The organism is Oceanobacillus zhaokaii (genome assembly GCF_003352005.1).
Taxonomy (GTDB): Bacteria; Bacillota; Bacilli; order Bacillales; family Amphibacillaceae; genus Oceanobacillus; species Oceanobacillus zhaokaii.
On sequence record NZ_CP024848.1, the window covers coordinates 2,333,213 to 2,358,481 of the forward strand.

The window sequence follows — 25,269 nt, forward strand, 5'->3', positions numbered from 1 at the left end:
ACGATTCACCTCATCAGTCAATTGGAATCAAAAAACTAGACTCCAGACGATTTTCTCTTTTATACACATCGAATTCCTTCTCTAGATCACTAATTATCGCTGCGTTATGTTTCAATTTAAAATGCCCGTCAATCGAAAAATTCACTTCAATCTGTGAAGGTTTCTTTCTCTTTATTAAATCTATGTTTACTTCATATAACGTCGATAAATTAGAAATACTAGTATAAAAATCCATTACTTTTTTACTTTGTTTTATTAATATATCATCAATCATGGATAACTGCGTATTTTCTACTTGAATATTGTATGTTAAACGAAAATTATTGTAGAGATTATTGAATCGGATTAGCCATAGAATGAACTTTGGCGCTTTTAAATGCATTAATTTCCGTTCCTGTTCATAAAAGGAGAATAACTCCTCAAACTTCTTCTCTACCTTCTCTAGCTTTCCCATACTAAGATACCCACTGATAATTTGTAAGTCATTCATGATATCATGACGATAATATTGCAATACCTCAACAACATCTTTTTCCTCCATTATTATGCCCCCCATTGCTATAAGCATTATAGCAGAAAATAATGGAAAGTTCATATTATCGTTACATTATATACCATTAGCAAACAGAAATAAAAAACGAGTCAAAATATAAAAAACTCCAACCAAATTAATTGATTGGAGTTTTAAATATACCGTTTTTATGCTTCTTGAGCAACTGGGTACACACTTACTTTTTTACGATCTCGACCAAGACGTTCGAATTTTACGATACCATCTGCTTTTGCAAAAAGAGTATCATCTCCACCGCGGCCCACGTTTTCACCTGGATAAATCTTTGTACCACGTTGGCGGTAAAGGATAGATCCACCAGTAACAAACTGTCCATCAGCACGTTTAGCGCCTAGGCGTTTAGAATGTGAATCACGGCCATTCTTTGTACTACCAGCACCTTTTTTCGTAGCGAAAAATTGTAAATCTAGACGTAGCATAGTTTTGCACCTCCTAGTTAAGTTCTACTTTAATAAATTTGCTATACTCAAGTTCAATCGATTTTAAGGAAACAAGCATTCCTTCAAATAGGAGCTGTACTTTAGCCATTATTTCAGGATTAAGTGACGGTGGAATGGTTACATGTAAGTAACCACCTTCAGCACCTTGCTCTATTTGCAGGTCTGCTTTACATAATTCCAGCACTGCATTCACGGTGCCAATCGATACGGCAGAAACACCTGCACATACTAAATCATAGCCGTAAGGACCACTATCTGCATGTCCAGTTAGTTTAAATGCTGTAATTTGATTTTTTGACCTTGATACAGTAACACGAATCATATAAATTATCCTTATAGATTGATTTTTTCAATAACTAATTTAGTATATGGTTGACGGTGACCTTGTTTACGATGATAGTTTTTCTTAGCTTTGAATTTAACAACAGTAACTTTCTTTTGACGGCCTTGTTTTTCAACTTTAGCCGTTACTGTAGCACCTTCAACGAATGGAGCACCAACTTTAACGTCATCTCCACCAACGAAAAGAACTTTATCAAATGTTACAGAGTCATTTGCTTCAGCAGAAATTTTTTCTACAAAAATTTCTTGACCTTCTACAACTTTAACTTGTTTACCACCTGTTTCAATAATTGCGTACATACTTGCACCTCCTTAATTAACTCAGACTCGCCATGCAGGTACCCAGAGTTCTCCCCGAGTTTCTTTCACCTGATCTGTGCGGTTGTAGCACTGGTGCTACGATGAATAACGTATTGATGTTATCATGTTTTGTATAACCTTGTCAAGCATTGATCGCAATTATTCTATTCCTGATAACGAAATGCTTCTCCGATCGATTGTGCGTGTTGATTGTCATGGAAATAGCTTTTTAAACAATCATTCTCATCAATAACAATTCGCCGTTTATCTGGATAAGTAATATAGATTGGATGCTTCTTTTCTCGTTTAAAATAAGAAAATACATCCATAAAAGTGCTGTTTGCAGACGCTTTAATCGGCTGGATCGTATGAACAGAAGACTTCCCTTCATAACGATTCAATAAAAATCGGATAAAAATATAATAACGCTGCTTCCATTCTGTTCTATTTTCCAGAAATATAAAGAGCATAATAAATATCGCGCTGAGCGTAAATGGAAAGAATAAAAGCTGAAGGACAATTATCGCAATGGTTATCCCCATCGAAACAAGTACTATCCATTGATGCGCTTGCTTATATGGCATTATTGCAGAAAAAAATAAAAATAAGAGCTTCCCACCATCAAGTGGCCAAACCGGCAATAAATTAAATAAAAGAATTGCGGTATTATAATAAAAGGCTAATTCCAGTATAGATGCTGGAACTAGATTAAATGGTGATATAATAAAAAGCAAGAGGTACACAAGAATGTGCTGACTCGGCCCTGCAAGCGTAACAAGAACCTCTTCCTTTATCGGACGTGTCCCATGTTCATCCGTATCCATTACCCCACCAAATACCCACAACATAATTCTTCTAACCCGCCATTTTAAACTATTCGCCATTGTCAAATGCCCAAGTTCGTGAAAAAAAACGAGCGATAGTATAATCGCTAGTTCAGTAAATGTACCAGTAAGAATAGAAATAGCAATGAATACATATAGAATCGGATGAATCTTAATTTTCGGCAGGCTATTATTGAAGGTCATCAACTTGGATCACCTGAACCGGATCAAGATAATGGTTATCCTTCTCGATTGAAAAGTACACTGTCTCACTATCCTCTGTTGGTGTAAATTGCCCGATTCTTTGGTTGTTTGCAACATATTGGTATAAATGAACATCGATTTCACTTAAAAATCCGTAGCTGGAAATACTATCATCTGCATGCTGAACGACAACCGTTTTATTTGTATCACGATCATTTCCTGCAAATACAACAATTCCTTCATGCAATACCGATACATCTGCAGCTGCACCAGGTTCAATTCGAATTCCTTCACCACTAAATTGTTCCGTAATATTACCACTTACAGGGAGTGCTAATACTTCTTGATTTTTATCATTGACCACATTCCCAGGAGAAAAGGCGAGCGGTGCACCAAACGTATCCCTGTACCATACATTCACTTTTGCAAATGGAAATTCTTCCTCCAATACATTGCTTGTCCATAATTTCGGTCCTTTCAGGCTTGATGAATCTACCTGCCATAACAAAGCAACCCCGAAGAAGAGCATCGTCGAAAGCAGCGCCCTTAAAATAATGCCAGAAGAAATTGGATTTTCACTCACTCTCCCCCTACTAGTGCTCGCATCTGTAAAAATAGGGTAATAGCCATGCTTTTCTTCTTCTTCAGGAATACTAGGAAAAATTTGTTTCTGTCCATTTTCCTTAGGAATTACACCACGAAGCTTTTTACGCTGTTCGATTGATTTTCGAACCTTATTAACCCCTTTGGCCATATATCTCATCCTTCACATGCATTTGTACAAGTATATGTAGGAGATAAAAACATATGAATAAAATTAGGTTATTTTTGAAATGAATGTTGCATTTTTAAAGGGAGGGTCGATAGATAAATTCGGAATCGAGCCTTCATATTCAAAATCACTCACAACATTAGAAAATACGCATAAAAAAAGATGTAATGGTTGTTTATCATTACATCTTTCATCTACTTATGATCCCATTCTGAAAAACTTCTTCACTCGTTGAAACATTCCTTTTTCATCTTCGAGTGACTGTAATGGTACAGACTCACCTAATATTCTTCTCGCAATATTCCGATAAGCGATTGACGCTTTCGAGTTTGGAGTTAAGGCAACAGGCTCACCTTTATTCGAAGCTTTAATAACCTCTTCATCATCAATGACGATACCGATCAAATCAATGGATAGAAGTTGAACGATATCATCGACATCAATCATATCCCCGCTTTTCATCATATGATTACGAATGCGATTAATTACTAAACGCGGTGATTCTATCATTTCTTCCTTTTCTAGTAAACCAATAATCCTATCTGCATCTCTTACACTAGCTTTTTCTGGAGTAGTAACAACAATCGCTCGGTCTGCACCGGCTACTGCATTCTGGAAACCTTGCTCAATCCCAGCAGGACAATCGATGATAATATAGTCATATTCCTGTTTTAGTTCTGTAATGATTTCCTTCATGCCTTCTGAAGTTACTGCAGTCTTATCACTTGTTTGTGCTGCTGGAAGTAAAGATAAGTATTCAAAACGTTTATCCCGAATTAGTGCTTGCTTTAATTTACAACGCCCTTCAATGACATCAACGATATCGTAAATAATTCGATTTTCAAGACCCATTACAACATCTAAATTCCTAAGTCCAATATCTGTATCTATTAAACATACTTTTTTCTCCATTAATGCTAGTGCAGTACCTATATTAGCTGAAGTCGTGGTTTTACCAACTCCACCTTTACCAGAAGTAATTACGATTGCTTCACCCATTTTGTATTCTCCTTTCGAATCCATTTAATTCCAGGCGCTTCCGTGAGAGTACTTGTAGTCGATCAATAATGATTTTATCTTGTTCTTCATCAATTAGACCACATTCCATATACACACCTTCAGATTCATAATCTGGAGCACGACTAATATAATTTGCTATCCGAAGTTGAGTGGGCTTCATATAGGATGCAATAATAAATGTATTATGGTCGCCATTTACACCAGCGTGAGCTATCCCGTATAAATTACCCATGACATACACATTACCAGTCGCAACTACTTTGCCACCTGGATTTACATCGCCAATTAGTAATAGATCCCCAGTAATATTTAATACTTGTCCAGATCGAATAATCCGATTTACGATTTTTACCTCACTATTTTCTTTCCAGCGTAATGCATCTTCTTTGAGAACAACATCTGATTCGATAGTGTATATTTCAAAACGATTTTTAGTACTGATAATTTCTCTTAATCGTTCTTCCTGTTCTGTTTTCAAATAACGATTTCCTAGTTTGACAGTTACCGAAACAATCGGTTCGTCAGGCTTAGGCTTGCTAGAATTAATTTTGTCATGAAGTTCCGTCATTGCCTCATTAAATGAACAAGTTTCATCAATAAAAAGTATTAGTCCTTCACGGGTTCCCTTAATCGTAACCAATTGTTTCTTATCAAGCAAAATAAAGTCACCTCATTACATCCTTAACGCATTTATAGCATTAGTTAAAGTCAATTATAAAGCGCAAGCGCAACATTCAATATGAATTTATTCAATCTAATTGTTCATTTCCCCATCGCTGTAATCTCTTAGAAAACAGAGGATAAACTATAATCATAAATAAGAGATTAAGCAATACTGTTGGCAGCAATCGATTTAATAAATAATCTTGCCAAAACATATCAGTCATTCCAATGACTAAATAAGTAAGATAAATCAAAAGATCTGCAATGCTAATACCTACTACACCTAATAATACCACGACAAAGAAATTTCGGTGTAGCATTTTTTTGAAATTTTCAACAATATAGATTGATATAGCATAGGAGAACATATACACTCCCAAAATCCCTGTATATACAGCATCTAAAAGCAAACCAAAAATGAGTGCATATATTAATGCAAAATATGTATTATCATTATCATACAATACTGCTACAAACACTAAGAAACCAGCTACCCAATGTGGAATAAATAATTGGTTCCCCATCACAATACTTGATGGTAAAAAGTCGATTGCGACTCCTTCAAGAATCAAAAAGAGAAATAGAAGGAGTGGGATATATAATCGTTTCATTACTCATCCCCCTCTGTTTCACTTTCTTCTACTCCCTCAATACTTCTGTCAAGCACAATTACTTGATTAACCTCATACATTTCCGCAGCCGGTTCCACTAAAGCTGTACGAGTTAAGCCGTATTGATCGGAGACGACTTCCTTAACGGTGCCAATTTCAAGCCCAGCAGGGAAAACACCACCCATACCAGAAGAAACGATCAACTCTCCTTCTTTAATATCTGTATCAGATTCCTCGATAATCCTGAATAAAAGTGAGTTTGTTTCTTTATCAAATCCTTCAATCATACCGTGAATATTACTATCTTCTTCACGTGAGATCATAGCAGATATTCTGTTGTATTCATCAAATCCTGACAGTAATTGCACTTTTGAAGTAAATTTATTGGCCGTTTTTATTTTCCCTACCATTCCTTCAGCAGTGATTACTACCATATTTGGTTTAATCCCATGCTGTTCTCCCCGGTTTATCGTAACTTCATTGAGCCATTGCTCTGGGGAACGCGCAATAACGGTTGCTTGAATTGGATTGTAGTCGCGAATCGTTTCGGTAATATCTAGGTTGTTCCGCAGCTGTTCATTTTCCTTTTCCAGCTCTTGAACTTGGTACACTAGCCCTTTATGCTGTGCTATTTGCTCTCTTAATATTTGATTTTCTTCATAGGTATTTTTGAAATCTTGAATATTTGCAACAATGTCTGTTACAAAATTGACTGGGGTATGAATGACATTCTGCCCCCATCCAACAATATCGTTTAAAAATTTCTGTGCTGTATTTGGATTCTCTCGATTATTCAAGGAGTAGCCGATTAGAATAACGAGAATAATGAATCCAATTAAGAATACAAATAATTTTTTATTTCGTAAAAACGGCATAATAACACCCTCTTAATTTATGGAAGGACGAGAAGAAACATTTGGATTGGAGCGGAACTGCTGCATATACTCCAATGATTTACCTGTCCCAGTCGCAACGCTGTCTAACGGATCCTCTGTAACAAATACTGGTATCTTCGTCTCGTCACTAATAACTTTATCTAGATTTTTTAATAATGCACCACCACCAGATAATACAATCCCACGATCCATAATATCTGCCGCAAGTTCTGGCGGTGTTTTTTCTAATGTGCTTTTCACACCTTCAACAATTGCTACTACAGCATCATTGATGGAGGAAGCAATTTCAGATGCAGTTACGGTAACAGTTTTCGGCAGACCAGTTAATAAGTCACGTCCACGCACTTCCATTTCAACATCTTCTGTAACCTCACCAGCACTGCCAATATCCATTTTAAGTGATTCTGCAGATCTCTCTCCAATCATGAGGCTATAATTTTTGCGAACATATTGAATAATTGCTTCATCCATATCATCACCAGCAATTCGGATTGACTGGCTTGTGACAATTCCGCCCAGCGAAATAACAGCAACCTCAGTCGTACCACCACCAATATCAACAATCATACTTCCAGTTGGCTCCCAGACTGGTAAACCTGCACCAATTGCAGCAGCAAATGGCTCGGCAATCGGAAATGCTTCCTTTGCACCTGCTTGTTTTGCTGCATCAATAACAGCGCGCTCTTCTACCATCGTAATACCAGAAGGAACACAAATAATGACACTTGGTTTCCTAGCGAAGGAAGAGCGTTTCTTCATTGCTTTTTTTATATAATATTTCATCATCGATGCAGTTGTATCGTAATCAGCAATGACGCCGTCTTTCATCGGTCTAATTACTTGAATATTCCCTGGCGTTCTTCCAATCATATTCCTTGCTGCACTTCCAACAGCTTCTATTTCTCCTGTTTGTGCATTTTTTGCCACGACAGAAGGTTCTCTCACAACAATTCCTTTTCCATTAAGGTATACAAGGGTATTCGCCGTCCCCAGGTCGATACCGATGTCTTGTGACAAACTAAATCTAGCCAAAACAATCTCCCTCTCCAAATCACAATTCAATTATTATATGTAGCTTCACTATAGATTGATTTTAACTGCTGCAAACAAACATTAATTATGACATTTTCCGTTATTTTTGTAAAACTTCAGGCTAATAATATCAAGCGGAATAAGCGCCACTTTCCTAAAAGCAATCTCGAAAATGGCGCTCCATTACAAATACATATATAATTATACGAAATTATAGACGAAATTGATAGTATTAGTGTTACAAGTAACCTTTTTCTTTTAATGATACAAACTTCCGGTCACCAATAATCAAATGGTCTAACAGATCAATGCCAATTATTTTTCCTGATTCAACTAATCTTCTTGTCACATGGATATCTTCTTGTGATGGACTGGGATCTCCACTTGATAGCAATAGGTAAGGATTTGAGATAATCGCCACCTTTTCCCCTGCTCCGTACCGTGCATGCAACTTTCATCGCACACGGCACTCCATCGTTTGTCATTTATTTCATAATGCTCAATCATTTTTTGTTTGGATTTCAATGGGGAAATTACTATATATCTTATTAAAATTTTAATTTATTCCTGTTCTGGAGTGTTAATGATGCTTCTAAATGATTGAACTGAAACTAAATTGGACAAAACGACTCGAGGCTATAACTCGATTTCCATTACAGAAACGTCCTAGCTCCTGCCTCTACTCTCACTACCATAAAAGAAAGTTATCGTTAAACTTTTTCCTTTCTAACACTTCATACGAGTGTGTACTCTCCATGTTGGCAGCTTTCCACGTTCACTTAACTCTATCAGTTCTTAACTTAGGTGCTAGCTCTTGCCTGGTGCCCTCTCCACCATCTTTAATGGTGCATGCAGCTTTCAAAACCACCTTTTTACTCGCCCACGGAACACACTTGATCAGCTCTCAAGTCCACTCATTTCTAAATGGTCCCATTCTCAGACATTCCCTTCGCTAGTTCGTCAGTGTTTTTCCACATTCTCACCATATTAAGTTTTTTACGACTCCCGGCCTATCAGTTGCACCAACCATCTCTGATTAGCTTTCGGTTACCACTAGGCACTACGACAACGTTCAGCCGACTTCACCGAGCTTCACACCGGATTTTTATACACATTCAAATCCAGCATGTCGGAGGATCAGAGTAGACATTTTTAGAAAACTGGCTGTCACCAAGACTTTGTGACCTCTCTAGTTACGCTTATACAGTAAGAAATTTTTTTATACTTTCTTAACTGCCAAGCTTTTACTCTATCATTCTGCCTATCAAGTTAAGTGTTCACACTCTCCGTTTAAATCAGGAAAGCATGCGCAACCTTTTCTGTTGCGAACGTGTCGCACGATGGTTATGGGCAACAATTATCGATGCTGCTGATCGTTTTACTGCTTCACGGTAGACCTCTCTAGGATGCACGATTGAAGCGTTGAGACTACCGATAAATATCGTCTGTCTATGAATGATTTGGTTTTTCGTGTTGAGAAAGAGGACAACGAAATGCTCCTGGTTCAAATGGCGCATTTCCTCCATAACATAACTCGCTCCATCATCTGGGGAACGGATAATATACTTTTCATTTGGTTTATACTGATTCATTCTCTTCCCTAGCTCAATTGCAGCTAGAATCAGCACTCCCTTAGCTTCCCCTATCCCTTTAATAGCAATTAACTCTTCAATCGTTGCGTCTTTCAACAGCTTTAGACCTTCGAAATGCATTAATATACGATTTGAAAGTGCCATTACGGATTCCTCTCTCGTTCCACTTCCTAATAGTATTGCAAGAATCTCTTGGTTCGATAGCTGTCCCGATCCCAAACTTAATAATCTTTCACGCGGGCGCTCTTCTGTGGGGACATCCTTAATAGTGATCATTGATAGAGACATCATTTTCTCCTCCTCTCATAAGATACAATCATCATACTTAGAGAAGAGAAGGAAAACAAATTACAAAAACCTCATTTTACAATAGTAAATGAGGTTAAAAACACAAATATGTTCTAAGGGAAAAATTAATTATTGACATTAATCTGTTACTCAAAATTGAAAGTTGATTAAATTTAATAAGACCGAGGTAGGCGCAAAGTTGATTTCCGCTCTGGACAGTCGCGGACAACTCGGACTGCTCATTTGTAAGATAGCCAATTTCTAAAACAATTGCTATTCCCGCTGTCCGTTGAAATGCATCCTACTTGAATAACTGATCGTACTGACTCATAAGTCGTAATAAGCTCAAGTTCGCTTCTGTTCCTGTTAGATCAGCTATTTTTGAGATTTCAGTAGTTATTGGGCCTAGCTTCTCAGAATTAGTGATTGTCTGTTTACTAGGTTCAGCAAATAAGTTTTCAGGGAGAGTTGCTGCCGGTTCACTTAAAACTGGTAATGCTGTCTGAAAATCCTCTGCAAATTGTTGGACAAACTGATATTCTGCATCAGTAAGTTCGATCTCCCCTTCAGCTGTTGACCATTCCTTAATGAAAATGTCGAATTCAGAAGTTAGCTCAGTTGCAATTAGATTTGCTTGTTCCTTTGTAGCTGCAATTCCCAAAAATAAATAGTATTGTGCATCCTTTTCCCAAATGATTGCGTCAAGCCCTGCGTCCGCAAAACTTTTTACCCATTCATTGGCATTAGCTTTATTTGCAAATACGCCAGCTTGTAAAACAAATGCATCTATAGGTGTAAGAGAGTGTGCTGATGTAGGCAAATTCTGATTATCCGACTGATTAATTTGTGTTGTCGCTAGACCAGGTTGTGCCCCTTGATTGCCATCTACATTAACGAATATTTGAAACATCACATAGCTTAAAACTGAACCAATTACAATTGCAGAGCCAATTGCTATTAGCAGAACTCTTAGCGAACGAAATCGTCCATCTTGTTTCTTTGATTGTTTGATATTTGTTTGCTTTGGTCTAGCAATTGCTGGGATTTCTTGATCGTTATTATCCGCTTCTTGAACTGTTGCTGCTTGCTCACTTTGATAAAGATTATCATTCGCTGTTTTTTTTGTTGATTGGTGCTTTTGCCGATCCATCACTTTTCCATTTTGTTTGATGATTACTTGTTTTTTCTTGGCCACACTTTTCCCCCGCTTTGCTAGAGTGTTTAGTTCAACTCTAGCACATAAACTATTAGAAGTAAGACGAACGATGTCTAATGGTTTAAGAAATAATGTGACATAAAGTTTGTTCTTTCGAGTTAACTTTATGAAAATGGCGGAAATTCAGGATGAATTTCCGCCATTTTATTAACCTTTTAATTCCTCTAATCTTGCTTTAACTTTTGCTTGTTTATCAAGATAATCTTGTTCTTTTCGTTTTTCTTCATCGACAACAGCTTGTGGTGCCTTGCTAACAAAGCCTTGGTTGCCAAGCTTCTTCTGAACACGTTCCACTTCTTTTGTCCATTTCTCTAATTCTTTTTCCAATCGTTCCATTTCTTTGTCAAAATCAATTAATCCTTCCAGTGGCAGGAATAGTTCTGCACCTGTTACAACTGCTGACATCGCTTTTTCTGGTACAGCCATTTTAGTAGCAATCGTTAATTCACTAGGATTACAGAAGCGTTCCAAATATTCTCGCTCTTGCTCCAGCTCCTCCACTACTGCATCATCCTTTGCCTGGATTAGTAAGCTTATTTGTTTCGACATCGGTGTATCTACCTCTGCACGAATGTTACGTACAGACTTGATAATCGCAACTAAACGTTTCATTTCCTTTGCAGCTGTATCATCATGGAATTCGCTGCGTACTTCCGGCCATTTCGCTACAGTTATCGAATCCCCTTTGTGTGGTAATTGCTGCCAGATTTCTTCCGTAATAAATGGCATGTATGGATGTAACATACGCATCGTTTGATCGAGTACGTGGGCTAGTACGGAGCGTGTTGTCTTCTTCTTCGCTTCATCATCGCCATATAACGGAAGCTTCGCCATTTCGATATACCAATCGCATAACTCATCCCAAATAAAGTTGTATAGATGACGACCAGCTTCACCAAATTCATATTTATCGGTATTTTTCGTTACATGTTCAATCGTTTCGTTTAGTCTGGTTAAGATCCATTTGTCTGCTAGTGACAACTCACCAGTAAGATCAATGTCCTCGTACGCAAAGCCTTCCATGTTCATCAAAGAGAAACGGGAAGCATTCCATACTTTATTGGCAAAATTCCAAGTTGACTCTACTTTTTCCCAGTAGAAACGTAAATCCTGCCCAGGAGTTGATCCAGTTAGTAAGAAATAGCGAAGTGAATCTGCACCATACTTATCGATTACATCCATTGGATCGACACCATTTCCAAGTGATTTACTCATTTTTCGTCCTTGTTCATCTCGGATAAGTCCGTGAATAAGAACATCCTTGAATGGTCGTTCTCCAGTAAATTCTTTTGATTGGAAAATCATTCGAGCAACCCAGAAGAAAATAATATCGTATCCAGTGACAAGTACATCCGTTGGGAAATATCGTTTAAAATCTTCTGCTTCCGTGTCAGGCCATCCCATCGTTGAAAACGGCCATAATGCAGAGGAGAACCATGTATCAAGTACATCTTCATCCTGCTTCCAGTTTTCGATATCCTGTGGTGCTTCCTTGCCAACATATACTTCGCCAGTTTCTTTATGATACCAAGCTGGGATACGGTGTCCCCACCATAACTGACGAGAAATACACCAATCACGGATATTTTCCATCCAGCCTAAATACGTATTTTCAAAACGCTCTGGGACAAAGTTTACTTTGTTTTCACTTTTTTGCAATTCAATTACTTCATCTGCGAGTGGCTGCATTTTTACGAACCATTGGGTTGATAAATATGGTTCTACAACTGCGCCGCTTCGTTCAGAATGACCAACTTGATGGATTCGTTCCTCAATATTAAAGAGAACACCCATCTCTTGAAGATCTTCAACGATTTGTTTACGGCACTCAAAACGGTCAAGCCCTTGATATTTCCCTGCATTTTCATTCATTGACCCATCTTCATTCATAACAAGTATTCGTTCTAAATTATGACGATTTCCTACTTCAAAGTCATTTGGATCATGTGCTGGCGTAATTTTAACCGCTCCTGAACCTAGTTCCATATCAACATATTCATCGGCAACGATTTGGATCTCCCGACCAACAATCGGTAAAATTACTGTTTTCCCGATTAAATGCTGGTAGCGCTCGTCTTTCGGATGGACAGCAACTGCTGTGTCACCAAGCATTGTTTCTGGACGTGTTGTTGCGATTTCAATTGTTTCATCACTATCCTTAATCGGATAGTTCATATGATAAAACTTACCATGAACCTCTTCATAGATTACTTCAATATCAGAAAGTGCAGTTTGCGTTTGCGGATCCCAGTTAATAATATACTCTCCGCGGTAGATTAGCTCTTTTTCATACAGCTTCACAAATACTTCTTTAACCGCTTCTGACAATCCTTCGTCCAGTGTGAAACGTTCACGGGAGTAATCGAGTCCAAGCCCCATCTTTTCCCATTGGGAGCGAATGAAATCTGCATATTCTTCCTTCCATTCCCATGCAGTATCAAGGAATTTCTCACGGCCTAATTCATAGCGATTTGTGCCTTGTTCTTTTAATTTTGCTTCTACTTTTGCCTGGGTTGCAATACCCGCGTGGTCCATTCCAGGTAACCACAGGACATCATACCCCTGCATCCGTTTCATCCGGGAAATCGTATCCTGCATTGTTGTATCCCACGCATGCCCCAAGTGGAGTTTTCCTGTTACATTTGGCGGTGGAATAACGATTGAATACGGTTCTTTCTCTGGATCACCAGTAGCTTCAAAATATTTACCCTCTAACCAAAATTGATAACGACCTTTTTCAACTTCCTGTGGATTATATTTCGATGGAAGTGATTTTTTTTCTTGCTCACTCATATAATTTTAGACCTCCTATTTTAATCAACCAAAAAACCCTTTTCATCCTTAAAATAAAGGACGAAAAGGGTTAGCTTCCGTGGTACCACCTTTGTTTACAAACCAAATAACGGTTCATACACTCTAATTAGATAACGGCAGAATCCCGGCATCTCCTACTTGTTATTTCAAAGATGCTGCATCAAGGGCGACCTTCCAATATAAATTGTCCTAGGAAATTCTCAGCTAACATTTCCCTCTCTTTAGGCATTTATTCTCGTACTCTTCCCTATCTTCGCATTTACATATTAAACTTGATGGTAATTTACTTTTCATTTTATAGCTTCAAACAGCAATCGTCAACTATTATTATAGCTATTGCACAAAACAAGGCTATGTATACATATTATATTGTAACAGAATGAAGTATGTAACCACTTGAGCTACTTGGGGGGTGAAGATGTCCCCTCTCGCAGCTTAAGATATGCATGGACAAATCGTGACCAATCTTGTCACGAGAACTAAGGAGTATGATTTCTTGTATTCTTATTAATTCGAAAAGGAGGATAAAAATGGGGCGCTATTATCGATACAAACTTCCACCTTGGGCAAGGCGATGTATTTTCGTATTAGAAAGAATTACATTGCCAATCTTGATTTTTCAATTATTGCGTACAATATTTTTCGTTACAACCTTTGATTTAATCTTACTGGGATTATTAGTCTGCTTACTCGTTACATTTTATTTAGAGTGGATTTAATTTATTAGAAAACTAAGGCTTAGCCCAGCCTTTAGGTGACAGCCTTAGTTGCACTTATTCGTTAAGAAAGTCGTTATACTTTCTTAACTACCGAGATCCTCAAAACGAATCGTTTCAAATTCTTTTTCAATATATGCTGACCATCCCAGACCAAATATAAGTTTTCTGTATTCCTTTTGCAATGATTGAACTTGATGAATCATCGAATGTTTTGTCGCTTTATGATGATGGCTATGAATAAGTTTTATGTAATTGGTTGGATCTAGTAAATAAATAATGAGAAAATGATGTTCTGGCATACTCAGACGATTAATTTCATTGTAAGTTGGAAATAATTCGATAAGCTTATCACTTGGTCCGTCATAGTTACCAACTGCTGAATGGAAAAAACTCACCAAATCATTCACCGGATTGTCATATGTCGCCCTTTCCCAATTAATAATAAAGGAGCTCAGCAGATGTGCTTGATTTAGATTGCGATGGCATAATGAAGTATTCCAGTTTATTTCTTCATCATCTGAATCTATAAATTGACCAATCCGCTTACTCGACTCGTTTAAAGCATACTCTAAATCACGATACTGTGTGCAAGCCTGCAATTCAAACGGTGACATATATCTGCTTTTCTCGAATTCAATTATCATTTTGAGCAGATCCTTCTTCGCCTGCTCACAATATGTTTGGTAGTTCGTAAAATGCTTTTTAAGATTTCCCTTAGAAATGGACTGCGTTTTTTTCGTTTTTTCATGAATGGTTGCAAGATTGATAAATACATTATCCAGCCATGGCTTAGTCATCGCTGAATTCGACTCTTCAATCCAAGGCGATAAATAATAATAGATTTCATTTAACTCCTTAAATAAATTTCCATCAACCGTTAAATAGACAGGAACAACCCCTGTCAAATGTTGAATATTTGCTTGCTTATAAACATATTCCCATTGTGAAATCGTTTGGACGGTTAAGGAACTTTTCTTTAATGCATACGTATTTTTACCATCATATACACGATATAATTGAGATGTAATCTCTTGAATCTCTTCAGGATAAACACCATATGCGTGTAGCACCCTTTTTACCGTTTCCATTTTTTCACCACCAATGTTAAATAGATGCTACCCCTTGATTAAATTTCAAGGGGTAGTTGTTCTTTGCAGATCGGCTGTAACAGTTGACTAGCGATAGCAGCATTGGATAAGGATGCGTCAGTTTTTGTTATTTCTTCTCTGCTGGGATATATAATAATTGACCTTCTGACACATCAAAATCATCGTCTAATTGATTTTGCTTAATTAGCTGGATTGCACTAACATGAAAGCGTTCCGCAATCGTATCAATAGTATCTTCTTTTTGCACGATACAAAGTCGCATTTTAATAAATTTATCCTCCTCGGAATTGCGAAAAACATCCGATAAATAACTAACATCCTCTACTTCCCTATCTTCATCCTTTACTTCAACTACTTCATCTTCATACCAATCATCATCATCAACATCATCATCAATATCATCATCTATTTCTTCCGCGATTTCTTCCTGTACTTTATCCTTCTTACCGAAGAAGTCAGCGAAGGATTGTGACTTCGTTTTCACTCTCCCTGCCTCGTCCTCTTCTGTATCTTGTGAATCAGTTAAGATTGGGGACTGTTCCTGACTGGAATCATCTCCTAATGTTTCTAGTTCTTGTTTTTCCTTTATTTCAAATTCGAAAATATCTTCCGGCTCTCTCTCTAATTGTGCAGCATCAACTTCCTCCGGCTTCACCTCTTCTTCTATTGTCTCTAATTCTTGTTTTTCCTTTATTTCAAATTCGAAAATATCTTCCGGCTCTCTCTCTAATTGTGCAGCATCAACTTCCCCTGGCTCCACCTCTTCTTCTATTGTCTCTAATTCTTGTTTTTCCTTTATTTCAAATTGGAACGTTTCTTCGGTATCCCTCTCTGATTGTTCCGTATCAGCTTCCTCTGACTCCACCTCTTCTTCTATTAACTGAGGATGGTCGGCCTCACGATTGATACCATGGATTGCAATCGTTGAATAAAGCTTTAACTGACTTTCCTCTGGTATTTCATAATCAAACGCTTCGATACTAACTGTCACATCATTCAAATCTGCAACACGATACGTTGGTACAGATATCTCAATTGGGAAACGATGCGTAAATTCAGCTATATCGTCATCAACATTTATCACTTTTTCAATATAACGCTTCACATGCAAATCATCAAAGTTAAGTAATGAATCCACTTGCTCTTCATCTCCTGAAACCACTTTAATATATTCCCCGCGGAGCTCAATTACCCCTTTTATCGAAATATATTCACTATAGGCTTGAATCGAGATTTCAGGATCTAATGCAATTCCTCTAAGCTCTGCAACTTCCTGCCCTTTTTCAAAAAACAAGGACTCATTTAATTCAAAAGTAAAGACTGATGAATCGGTAGTCAACTGATTTCCTCCTTTCAGGCATACAGCTTGCTAATATGCTCGATATGTCTTAATTATCTATATGAAGGATATTTTTGAGATATGCTTAGAAAACTAAGGTTTTGTCAAGTCTTTAAGTGACAAGTAAGGTTCACTAATTAGTTAGGCTCATTACGGGAGATTATCGTACTTTATATAAACTGCAAACTACTTTAATGTTTTAAAGGTTCACAGGTCAGCCGCTCCAGAAATACACGGAGCCGCACCTTAGGGGAGCTGGTGAGCCTCTTTGTGCTGACGCACTTCAGAGTCTCACCTAGGCTCTTCTTCCCGCAGGACAAGGAAGGCTTCGGCAGCATTACATCGCACGAAGAAAATTGCTCTTAATTTTCGTGGAGTCTTCGTGTATTTCTTCCGCTGTAGATAGAGTAGAACCTAGAAACAAAAGAATGATAAATCCACTAACTATCATCAACGTTGATTGTAGCAACATACTCGAAATTCGCGTTAAATTGCAACGACTTTAATATTATCTAACATCAAAAGAGCTATTCCTAATATGAGGAATAGCTCTCCACTTTGATCACTTTTTAATTTTGCTAAATGCAGTTCGTACTGCTTCGATTGTTCTGTCGATATCTTCATCAGTATGTGCAGTCGATAGGAATAGCCCTTCAAACTGTGAAGGTGGTAAGAATATTCCTTCTTCAATCATTGCACGATAATATTGTGAGAAATAGTCAAGGTTTGCAGATTTTGCTGTTTCAAAATTAATGACTTCTTCATCTGTAAAGAATACACCAACCATTGAGCCTGCACGATTTACATGCAAGGGGATATCATAATCTGCTGCTGCCTGTTTATAACCGTCAACTAATTTATCTACTTTTTGATTAATCACACCATAGGACTCTTCATCAAGGGCTGATAATGTTTCATATCCAGCAGTCATTGCTAAAGGATTTCCAGATAATGTTCCCGCCTGATATGTTGTTCCTGCTGGTGCAATGTTTTCCATAATTTCACGTTTTCCACCGAATGCGCCTACTGGAAGACCTCCACCAATTACTTTTCCTAGACAAGTTAAATCTGGTGTGACACCATAGTAACCTTGCGCAGAATAAAAACCAACTCGGAAGCCTGTCATCACTTCGTCAAAGATAAGCAATGTACCATATTCTTCTGTTATTTCCCTTACTTCCTGTAAAAAGTTATCTTGCGGGGGAATGACACCCATATTTCCACAAACAGGTTCAGCAATAACGGCAGCAATCTCCTTGCCATATTTTTCAAATGCCACCCGAAGACTTTCCGGATCATTATATGGGACTGTAATAGTGTTTTGTGCTATTGCTTTAGGAACACCTGGGCTGTCCGGTAAACCAAGCGTAGCAACTCCAGAACCCGCTTTAATTAATAAGGAGTCACCATGACCATGATAGCTTCCTTCGAATTTTAGAATAATATCTCTTCCCGTATATCCTCTTGCTAAGCGAATTGCACTCATTGTCGCTTCCGTTCCTGAGTTCACCATTCTTACCATTTCAATTGATGGGACACGATCAATTACTAATTTCGCAAGTTTATTTTCCTGTAACGTTCCTGCACCAAAGCTTGTCCCTTTTTCAACAGTTTCTTTCAATTTCGTAACGACACGATCATCTGCATGACCTAAAATAAGTGGTCCCCAGCTAAGCACATAATCAATATATTCATTGCCATCAATATCTTTAATTTTTGAACCCTTTCCAGATTCCATGAAAATCGGCGACATACCGACTGATTTAAATGCCCGAACTGGTGAGTTAACCCCGCCAGGCATCAGATCAACCGCTTCTTTATAAGCATCTACTGAATGATTAAATTGTTTCATCCTTACACACCTCTTATCCTATTGTTCTTCCTTCAGCCATTTTGCAACATCTTTCGCAAAATACGTCAAAATAATGTCTGCACCTGCACGCTTCATAGATGTCAGCATTTCCATTACAATTGATTGTTCATCAATCCAGCCATTTTGTGCTGCAGCTTTTACCATGGAATATTCTCCACTTACATTATAAGCAACAACAGGAACATTACAATTATTTCGTACATCGCGAACAATATCAAGATAAGATAGAGCAGGTTTAACCATGATAAAATCTGCACCCTCTTCTATATCAGATTCAGCTTCTCGAAGTGCTTCTAACCGATTGGCAGGATCCATTTGATACGTTTTGCGATCACCAAATTGGGGTGCACTATCTGCTGCATCACGGAATGGACCATAAAATGCAGAAGAATATTTTACCGCATAAGACATGATTGGAATGTTGGTAAATCCTGCTTCATCAAGGGCCGCGCGAATATATGCAACAAATCCATCCATCATATTGGATGGTGCAATAATATCTGCACCGGCTTTTACTTGAGAAACAGCTGTTTTTGCTAATAACTCTAATGATTCATCATTCGCGACATCATGATCATGAATCACACCACAATGACCATGTGATGTGTATTCACAAAGACAAGTATCAGCGACAATTAACATATCAGGGAATGCTTCCTTCACTAATCTAGTTGCCGATTGGATAATTCCATCATCAATAAATGCACCAGTGCCGATTTCATCCTTAGCTGTAATAACACCGAAGAACATAATTGCTTTAATACCAAGATCATATGCCTCTCGCACCTCATCAAGCAATAGATCTAGTGATAATTGAAAAACTCCAGGCATAGATGGGATTTCATTTTTTATATTTTCCCCTTCTATTACAAACATTGGATAAATAAAGTCATCAATTCGCAGATGGTTTTCTCGTACTAAGGATCGCATTGCACTGGAGGATCTTAATCGTCTATGTCGTTTAAATGTTATTTCATTTGCCATATTTATTTCTCCTTTTCATTTCTGGCAAGATAATCACTCATTGCTGCTATCATGCCATCAATTGTAAATTCTTCAGCTGTCAAAATATCGGTAAATCCAAGTTCAATTGCGCTTCTTTCTGTTGTCGTACCAATACAGACACATTTTTGATTCATTTTTTCCGTTGCCATCTCATAAAATGCTTCGACACATGATGGACTGGTGAACGTTAGAAAATCATAATCATTTTTTAATAAAAGTTGATTTAATGCTTCTTTATTTTCTGCGTAAAACACAGTTTCATATACTTCCATCGCTGCAAATATTACCCCATGATCAGAAAACTCCGTTGGCAAAATAGCCAGCGAGCGATTCCCACGAACTAAAAGAATAGAATGAATCGCCCCGACAGCTGCCAGAAACTCAGTTGCCATCGTCTTTGCATTATAGACGGTTGGAATAAAATCAGCGGTAAAACCGTATGTTTTTAACACATCTTCCGTTTTGTGACCAACAACCGCAAATTTTTTCGAATGAAAGTCCTCTAAATTAACATCATGGCGTGCTGCTAATGTAAAGAATGCTGCCACACCATTGGCACTCGTAAAGAAAATCCATTCAATATCTGCTAGATTACGCAGGATTTCTTCGTTTTCTGGGTGATCCTTAACAGAAATCTTCAAGAGTGGCATTTCGATTGGAACTCCACCATGTTGGAGAATCTTTTCAGTAAATAATTTTGCTTGTCCTGCTTCTCTAGTAATAACGATTTTCTTATTCTGAAGAGAAACTGTCATTACTGATCAAGCTCAGCTTTCACTTCTTCAACAATCTGTTTTGCACCCTGGTCAATTAATTTCGTTGCAGCTTCTTTTCCAATTGTTTCTGCATCAGTTCCTCGAACAACTTCCTTCAGAATCTTCTTTCCATCTGGTGTACCAACTAATGCTGTTAGGACTATTTCATCTTCTTCCAGATACGCATAGCCACCAATCGGCACTTGACAGCCGCCTTCAAGTAATCGAAGGAAAGTTCTTTCAGCTGTAACGGTCTTCGTAGTCCAATCATCATTTATTTTCGCCAAAATACTCCGCATTTCTGTGTCATCTTCTCGACATTCGATTGCCAATGCACCTTGTCCAACCGCTGGTACAACTAATACTGGATCTAAGTATTCGGTAATTAGTTCTTCACTTAAACCTACTCGTTTTAGTCCTGATACTGCAAGAATAATTGCATCATAGTCTTCTTCGTTCAGCTTGCGAATTCTTGTCTCGATATTACCGCGGATCCATTTAATATTTATATCCGGACGTTCTGCAAGTAATTGTGCCGCACGTCTTAAACTACTTGTTCCGATTATTGCACCTGCTGGGAGGTCCTTAAATAATCGATTATCTTTAGCGATATAAGCATCCCGGTGATCTTCCCGAACTGGGATGGAGCTAATTACCAAGCCTTCTGGAAGCTCAGACGGCATATCCTTCATGCTATGTACTGCGAAATCGATGGTTTTATCGTACATTGCTTGTTCTATTTCCTTAACAAACAAGCCTTTTCCACCAACTTTAGATAGGGTGACATCTAAAATCCGATCCCCTTTTGTTACAATTTTTTTCACTTCAAATTCATTTTCCACGCCTGCTTGCTTCAATTGGTCGATTACCCAATTGGTTTGTGTTAAAGCTAAATTACTTTGTCTAGAACCGACGATTATTTTTCGCATTGTATTTCCTCCTAGAAATGAAAATTAGATAATGTGCTAAATAAAAAGAAGTTAATTATTAACACGAAGAAAGCAGATGTATTATAAAGGGATAGAAATTTACCTTGATAACCCTTCACTAACCGTAATATAAGGTAAAAAATATAAACAACTAATACTAGTATAGATCCGATTGTCTTCATGTCAATCCAGTAAAAGGCTGACCCTGATATATAGGCCCATACAATTCCTAAAATTATTGCAAGCAGCAATAATGGTACACCTATTGTTACGGTAATAAAGGCATATTTATCCAATTGATGTAAATCACCAAAGCGCCACATCCATTTTAAACCCTTCTTCGCTTTTAAGAAACGATATTGAATTAAATACATTAAAGAAAATAAAAAACCTATCGTAAAAAAGCCATACGAAATGATTGCTAATGTAATATGTGCCGCTAGTAGCTCATCTGCAAATGGTCTTTCAGTAAAGGCAGAATTGACAGGTCCATTCGCTGAAAAACTAAGCAGTAAAATAGAAAAGCTAAAAACATGAATAAAAAACACAATAAAATTTACCGGAAATAATCGATTAATAATTAATGAGAACGTAATTAGTACCCATGAGTAGAAGAACAAGCTATCAAAAAAAGTTGTGACTGGAAAGCTATGGGCAATGAACAATTCAAAAATTAAAAAAAGGCTTTGTATAGCCCAAACGATACCAATCAACCAGAAAGCAAGTTTATTTGCTCTCTGGTTGTCATGAATAAAATCTATAAAATAACCAATGACACTTAATGCATAGATAATAAGAATAATTTCATAAAACTCTCTAGTGTCCACCATATGATAATCCTTCCTTAAGTGGTTTGGATATTTTCAACTTGGGGAATGGCAATCTTTTTTTCTGTATTTAAAGATAATAGAGATCGGTTATTATTCGTTTGTTTTTCAAAATTTGATTTTACTTCCTCTTCAATCCCAAATATATTAACAAACAATTGTAAGGATGCTTCTGCATTCTCTTTTCCTGCTAATTCCTTTGCTTGGGTAATTGGTTCTTTTAGCAGTTGATTGATGATACTTTTCGTATGTTTGTTAAGAACTTTTTTCTCTCTTGCAGTGAGATCAGGCATTTTCCGTTCAATACTCAGCATCGTTTCTTCCTGAATAGATTGTGCTTTCTCGCGTAGTGCAGCAATCACAGGAACAACTCCTAATGTTTTTAACCATTCTTTAAATGTGAGGATTTCCTCTTCAACCATTAGTTCAATTTGTGTCGCAGCAGTCTTTCTCGCTTCCAAATTACTGTCAACAATATGCTGCAGGTCATCAATATCGTATAAGAACACATCATCCATTTCGCTGATTGCGGGATCGATATCTCTTGGAACGGCTATATCTACGAGAAATAGTGGTCTTCCTTTTCTTTCCTTCTGTATCGCTTGAAGCATTTCTTTTTTCAGAACGAGTGAATCAGACCCTGTTGAACTGATCAATATATCTGCATCAACTAATACGTCAAGCAGTTGTTCAAAGGAGGCTGCACTTGCATTGAATTTCTCTGCCAGCTCTTCAGCATTTTGTAATGTTCGATTAACGACGGTTATGTTCGTTGCACCAGACCCTTGCAGATTCTTCGCAGATAGCTCACCCATTTTCCCTGCACCAAGAATGGCAACCTGTTTATTCTTTAGGTCTCCGAAGATTTTCTTTGCTAATTCAACCGCTGCATAGCTAATTGAAACCGCATGCTCGCCAATTGCTGTTTCATTATGGGCACGCTTGCCAAATGTAATTGCCTGTTTAAAGAGTTCATTGAAAACGGTGCCAGTAGTTTTCGCCTGTTGGGATGTTAAGAATGCTTGTCTTACTTGTCCAAGAATTTGCGTTTCTCCTAAAACCATTGAATCAAGTCCTGTTGAGACGCGGAAAAGATGCTCCATTGCACCATCATCCTCGGTAATCCGCAAATAAGCAGAAAACTCCTCTTTATCAAGATTAAACCATTCTGCTAAAAAGTTTTTAATATAATATCTTCCGGTATGAAGTTGATCTACGACCGCATAGACTTCCGTACGATTACAGGTAGATACGATAACGTTCTCCAAAATACTTTTTTGGTTTTTTAATTCAATCATTGCATCCGAAAGAGAAGATTCTTGAAAAGTAAGCTTCTCCCTAATTTCTACAGGAGCTGTTTTGTAGTTAAATCCAACTTTAAGAATATGCAATTTCCTACCCCCATATAATGTAAAACATCTTTCGAATAAATTTATAATAATTATTATTTAATATTTTTTAGTAAAATAGAATTCCTTTTTATTATACCATGTTTTTCGATAAAATATGACTTAAAATGTGAACAGAATTTGAAACAACATGGTAAGATAGAACGTATAATAGATTACACGTTTGTACTTTATCACACAATATATGGTTAGGCAAGAAATGCATCCTGGCGCAAAGGTCTCAGCTTGCTTCGCAATGAAATATTTGTAAAATTTTATTTTAAGCTCATTTCCTAAAAGCGCGTCATAACTTGGATGTCAATCATTCACGGATAGCAGTTTTTATAGATTTTTCATAAACTGTTCATAAGCTTAACTTTAATTGTCACTTTAAACTTGGTGTTACACCGATTGGTAACCAATAAATAGGGAATCTGCATTAATCTACTGATAAAGGAATGATTATTTGAAAAAACAAAACGCATTACTCGCATACATTCTAATTGGGGTTGGGTTATTTTTCCTTCTTAAGCAATTAAAAATACCTGTATTGACAGACTTTTATTCATGGCAAACGCTTTTAATTGTCGTCGGGCTTGCACTACTTATCCACGGGTACTCAGCTAAACATTACCAAAATCTTTTCAGTGGCACTGTTGTTCTCGGGATTGGAATTCATCTCCATGGGTTGGCACATTATTCTTTTTGGATCGACCATTGGGCTGTTTATATTCTTATCGTTGGTATCGCATTTATCATTCAATACACAAAATCAAAGAAAGGATTATTTCCTGGATTGCTGTTAATTTTGCTTAGTGTGCTGCTGATTTTCTCGAACCAGCTATCTATACAGTTTAAATGGCTTTACGATATCATTCATATTATTGAACGATTTTGGCCTATTATCCTAATTGTTATTGGGTTCTATTTATTGAAAAAGAAAAAATAAATCAAAAAACCTGGTTGTCACTTAAGGGCTTTCGGAGACAACCTTAAGCATTATTTAGTCCACACTAAAAAACAGCTAGTTGCAAAAGGATGCCCACTTTGCAACTAGCTGTTTTTTTATTGCTATTTATTCGGCTAATAATACTTACCATAGCTGTAATCAACTTCACACTATATCTGCTGCTATTCCTGTCATTTGAAAAATCTTTATTATAGATACTTACTCAATATTCCCCATGCTTCATCTTTTCCTTCTCCAGTTTCTGATGAGAATGGTAAAACGATATCATCTGCTTCGACGTTTAATGTTTGCTTTGTACGTTTAATAAAGCTCGCTCGTTTGCTCTTTGGTATTTTATCGAGTTTCGTAGCTACTACCACAACCGGAAGTTCATGATACTTCAGAAATTCGTACATCTGAATATCATCCTTCGTTGGTTCATGTCTGATGTCGGTAATTAATAGTACAACTTGGAGTGTTTCTCTCGTCCCGAAATACTCTTCCATCATACCGCCCCATTTTTCACGTTCGGACTTCGAAACCTTTGCATAGCCGTACCCAGGAACGTCGACAAAATAAAACCGTTCATTGATTTTATAAAAATTAAGTGTTTGTGTTTTCCCAGGCTTTGAGGAAGTTCTAGCTAATGCCTTTCGATTAATTAATTTATTAATAAACGAAGACTTGCCGACATTTGAACGTCCAGCTAAGGCTATTTCTGGCAGCCCGTCACCTGGATATTGTTTTTTGCTTACTGCACTAATGACAATTTCTGCTTGTGTTACTTTCAT

Annotated in this window: 25 protein-coding genes, 1 pseudogene and 2 other annotated features; of the genes and pseudogenes, 2 read left to right on the top strand and 24 right to left on the bottom strand. The window is 37.3% G+C overall.

Features of this window, described 5'->3' with window-relative positions:
* Window positions 1–13 precede the first annotated feature (13 nt).
* The 15 genes and pseudogenes from CUC15_RS11935 to CUC15_RS12005 form a co-directional block, all read right to left on the bottom strand.
* Window positions 14–541, bottom strand: coding sequence for a Spo0B domain-containing protein (locus CUC15_RS11935; protein ID WP_162800312.1), 528 nt, complete (start codon window positions 539–541; stop codon window positions 14–16).
* 158 nt (window positions 542–699) lie between these two features.
* Window positions 700–990, bottom strand: coding sequence for a 50S ribosomal protein L27 (gene rpmA, locus CUC15_RS11940; protein ID WP_114916872.1), 291 nt, complete (start codon window positions 988–990; stop codon window positions 700–702).
* Between the two features lie 13 nt (window positions 991–1,003).
* Window positions 1,004–1,333, bottom strand: a complete 330-nt coding sequence (locus tag CUC15_RS11945) for a ribosomal-processing cysteine protease Prp (protein ID WP_114916873.1) — start codon at window positions 1,331–1,333, stop codon at window positions 1,004–1,006.
* Between the two features lie 11 nt (window positions 1,334–1,344).
* Window positions 1,345–1,653, bottom strand: a complete 309-nt coding sequence (gene rplU, locus CUC15_RS11950) for a 50S ribosomal protein L21 (protein WP_114916874.1) — start codon at window positions 1,651–1,653, stop codon at window positions 1,345–1,347.
* Between the two features lie 13 nt (window positions 1,654–1,666).
* Window positions 1,667–1,747: a sequence feature (ribosomal protein L21 leader region), on the bottom strand.
* A gap of 70 nt (window positions 1,748–1,817) precedes the next feature.
* Window positions 1,818–2,681, bottom strand: coding sequence for a M50 family metallopeptidase (locus CUC15_RS11955; RefSeq protein WP_114916875.1), 864 nt, complete (start codon window positions 2,679–2,681; stop codon window positions 1,818–1,820).
* The gene (locus CUC15_RS11960; protein ID WP_114916876.1) at window positions 2,668–3,435 is read right to left on the bottom strand and encodes a peptidoglycan DD-metalloendopeptidase family protein; all 768 of its coding nucleotides are present in this window, start codon (window positions 3,433–3,435) and stop codon (window positions 2,668–2,670) included. Before CUC15_RS11960 ends, CUC15_RS11955 begins: the two co-directional genes overlap by 14 nt.
* A gap of 216 nt (window positions 3,436–3,651) precedes the next feature.
* Complete coding sequence (minD, locus tag CUC15_RS11965; protein ID WP_114916877.1) at window positions 3,652–4,452, bottom strand: septum site-determining protein MinD; 801 nt, start codon at window positions 4,450–4,452, stop codon at window positions 3,652–3,654.
* Entirely contained in the window at window positions 4,445–5,131 is a 687-nt protein-coding gene (minC, locus tag CUC15_RS11970; RefSeq protein WP_114916878.1) for a septum site-determining protein MinC, read from the bottom strand. The genes minD and minC overlap by 8 nt, the downstream gene beginning before the upstream one ends.
* A gap of 91 nt (window positions 5,132–5,222) precedes the next feature.
* Window positions 5,223–5,747, bottom strand: a complete 525-nt coding sequence (gene mreD, locus CUC15_RS11975) for a rod shape-determining protein MreD (protein ID WP_114916879.1) — start codon at window positions 5,745–5,747, stop codon at window positions 5,223–5,225.
* Window positions 5,747–6,622, bottom strand: coding sequence for a rod shape-determining protein MreC (mreC, locus tag CUC15_RS11980; RefSeq protein ID WP_114916880.1), 876 nt, complete (start codon window positions 6,620–6,622; stop codon window positions 5,747–5,749). Before mreC ends, mreD begins: the two co-directional genes overlap by 1 nt.
* A 12-nt stretch (window positions 6,623–6,634) precedes the next feature.
* Window positions 6,635–7,675: a rod shape-determining protein gene (locus CUC15_RS11985; RefSeq protein WP_114916881.1), complete on the bottom strand. Its 1,041-nt coding sequence runs from the start codon at window positions 7,673–7,675 to the stop codon at window positions 6,635–6,637.
* 238 nt (window positions 7,676–7,913) lie between these two features.
* Window positions 7,914–8,060 (bottom strand): annotated as a pseudogene (locus tag CUC15_RS11990) (JAB domain-containing protein); the annotation flags it as partial.
* 910 nt (window positions 8,061–8,970) lie between these two features.
* Window positions 8,971–9,555, bottom strand: coding sequence for a RadC family protein (gene radC / locus CUC15_RS11995; RefSeq protein ID WP_114916882.1), 585 nt, complete (start codon window positions 9,553–9,555; stop codon window positions 8,971–8,973).
* A gap of 301 nt (window positions 9,556–9,856) precedes the next feature.
* Entirely contained in the window at window positions 9,857–10,750 is an 894-nt protein-coding gene (locus CUC15_RS12000; protein ID WP_114916883.1) for an SPOR domain-containing protein, read from the bottom strand.
* Window positions 10,751–10,918: 168 nt separating this feature from the next.
* Complete coding sequence (locus CUC15_RS12005; RefSeq protein ID WP_114916884.1) at window positions 10,919–13,564, bottom strand: valine--tRNA ligase; 2,646 nt, start codon at window positions 13,562–13,564, stop codon at window positions 10,919–10,921.
* A 53-nt stretch (window positions 13,565–13,617) separates the two neighbouring features.
* Window positions 13,618–13,848 (bottom strand) — a binding site (T-box leader).
* A 267-nt stretch (window positions 13,849–14,115) separates the two neighbouring features.
* Between CUC15_RS12005 and CUC15_RS12010 the strand changes: the two genes are divergently transcribed.
* Window positions 14,116–14,304 (top strand): hypothetical protein, encoded by a 189-nt coding sequence (locus tag CUC15_RS12010; RefSeq protein ID WP_114916885.1) that lies wholly within the window; start codon window positions 14,116–14,118, stop codon window positions 14,302–14,304.
* An 83-nt stretch (window positions 14,305–14,387) separates the two neighbouring features.
* On the opposite strand, the gene CUC15_RS12015 is transcribed toward CUC15_RS12010, so the two are convergent.
* The 8 genes from CUC15_RS12015 to hemA all read right to left on the bottom strand — a co-directional run bounded on the left by CUC15_RS12015 (window position 14,388) and on the right by hemA (window position 23,532).
* Entirely contained in the window at window positions 14,388–15,392 is a 1,005-nt protein-coding gene (locus tag CUC15_RS12015) for a protein kinase family protein (protein WP_114916886.1), read from the bottom strand.
* Between the two features lie 127 nt (window positions 15,393–15,519).
* Window positions 15,520–16,752: a stage VI sporulation protein D gene (spoVID, locus tag CUC15_RS12020; protein WP_162800313.1), complete on the bottom strand. Its 1,233-nt coding sequence runs from the start codon at window positions 16,750–16,752 to the stop codon at window positions 15,520–15,522.
* A 562-nt stretch (window positions 16,753–17,314) separates the two neighbouring features.
* Complete coding sequence (gene hemL, locus CUC15_RS12025) at window positions 17,315–18,604, bottom strand: glutamate-1-semialdehyde 2,1-aminomutase (RefSeq protein WP_114916888.1); 1,290 nt, start codon at window positions 18,602–18,604, stop codon at window positions 17,315–17,317.
* 18 nt (window positions 18,605–18,622) lie between these two features.
* A complete protein-coding gene (hemB, locus tag CUC15_RS12030; RefSeq protein ID WP_114916889.1) occupies window positions 18,623–19,609 on the bottom strand; it encodes a porphobilinogen synthase in 987 nt (328 codons plus the stop codon).
* Window positions 19,610–19,611: 2 nt separating this feature from the next.
* A complete protein-coding gene (locus CUC15_RS12035; RefSeq protein ID WP_114916890.1) occupies window positions 19,612–20,385 on the bottom strand; it encodes a uroporphyrinogen-III synthase in 774 nt (257 codons plus the stop codon).
* The gene (gene hemC / locus CUC15_RS12040; protein ID WP_114916891.1) at window positions 20,385–21,314 is read right to left on the bottom strand and encodes a hydroxymethylbilane synthase; all 930 of its coding nucleotides are present in this window, start codon (window positions 21,312–21,314) and stop codon (window positions 20,385–20,387) included. The genes CUC15_RS12035 and hemC overlap by 1 nt, the downstream gene beginning before the upstream one ends.
* Window positions 21,315–21,325: 11 nt before the next feature.
* Window positions 21,326–22,144, bottom strand: a complete 819-nt coding sequence (locus CUC15_RS12045; RefSeq protein ID WP_114916892.1) for a cytochrome C assembly family protein — start codon at window positions 22,142–22,144, stop codon at window positions 21,326–21,328.
* 14 nt (window positions 22,145–22,158) lie between these two features.
* Entirely contained in the window at window positions 22,159–23,532 is a 1,374-nt protein-coding gene (gene hemA, locus CUC15_RS12050; protein ID WP_114916893.1) for a glutamyl-tRNA reductase, read from the bottom strand.
* 463 nt (window positions 23,533–23,995) lie between these two features.
* Between hemA and CUC15_RS12055 the strand changes: the two genes are divergently transcribed.
* A complete protein-coding gene (locus tag CUC15_RS12055; protein ID WP_114916894.1) occupies window positions 23,996–24,478 on the top strand; it encodes a LiaI-LiaF-like domain-containing protein in 483 nt (160 codons plus the stop codon).
* A gap of 209 nt (window positions 24,479–24,687) precedes the next feature.
* Here CUC15_RS12055 and yihA read toward each other — a convergent pair whose 3' ends face one another.
* Window positions 24,688–25,269, bottom strand: coding sequence for a ribosome biogenesis GTP-binding protein YihA/YsxC (gene yihA, locus CUC15_RS12060; RefSeq protein WP_114916895.1), 582 nt, complete (start codon window positions 25,267–25,269; stop codon window positions 24,688–24,690).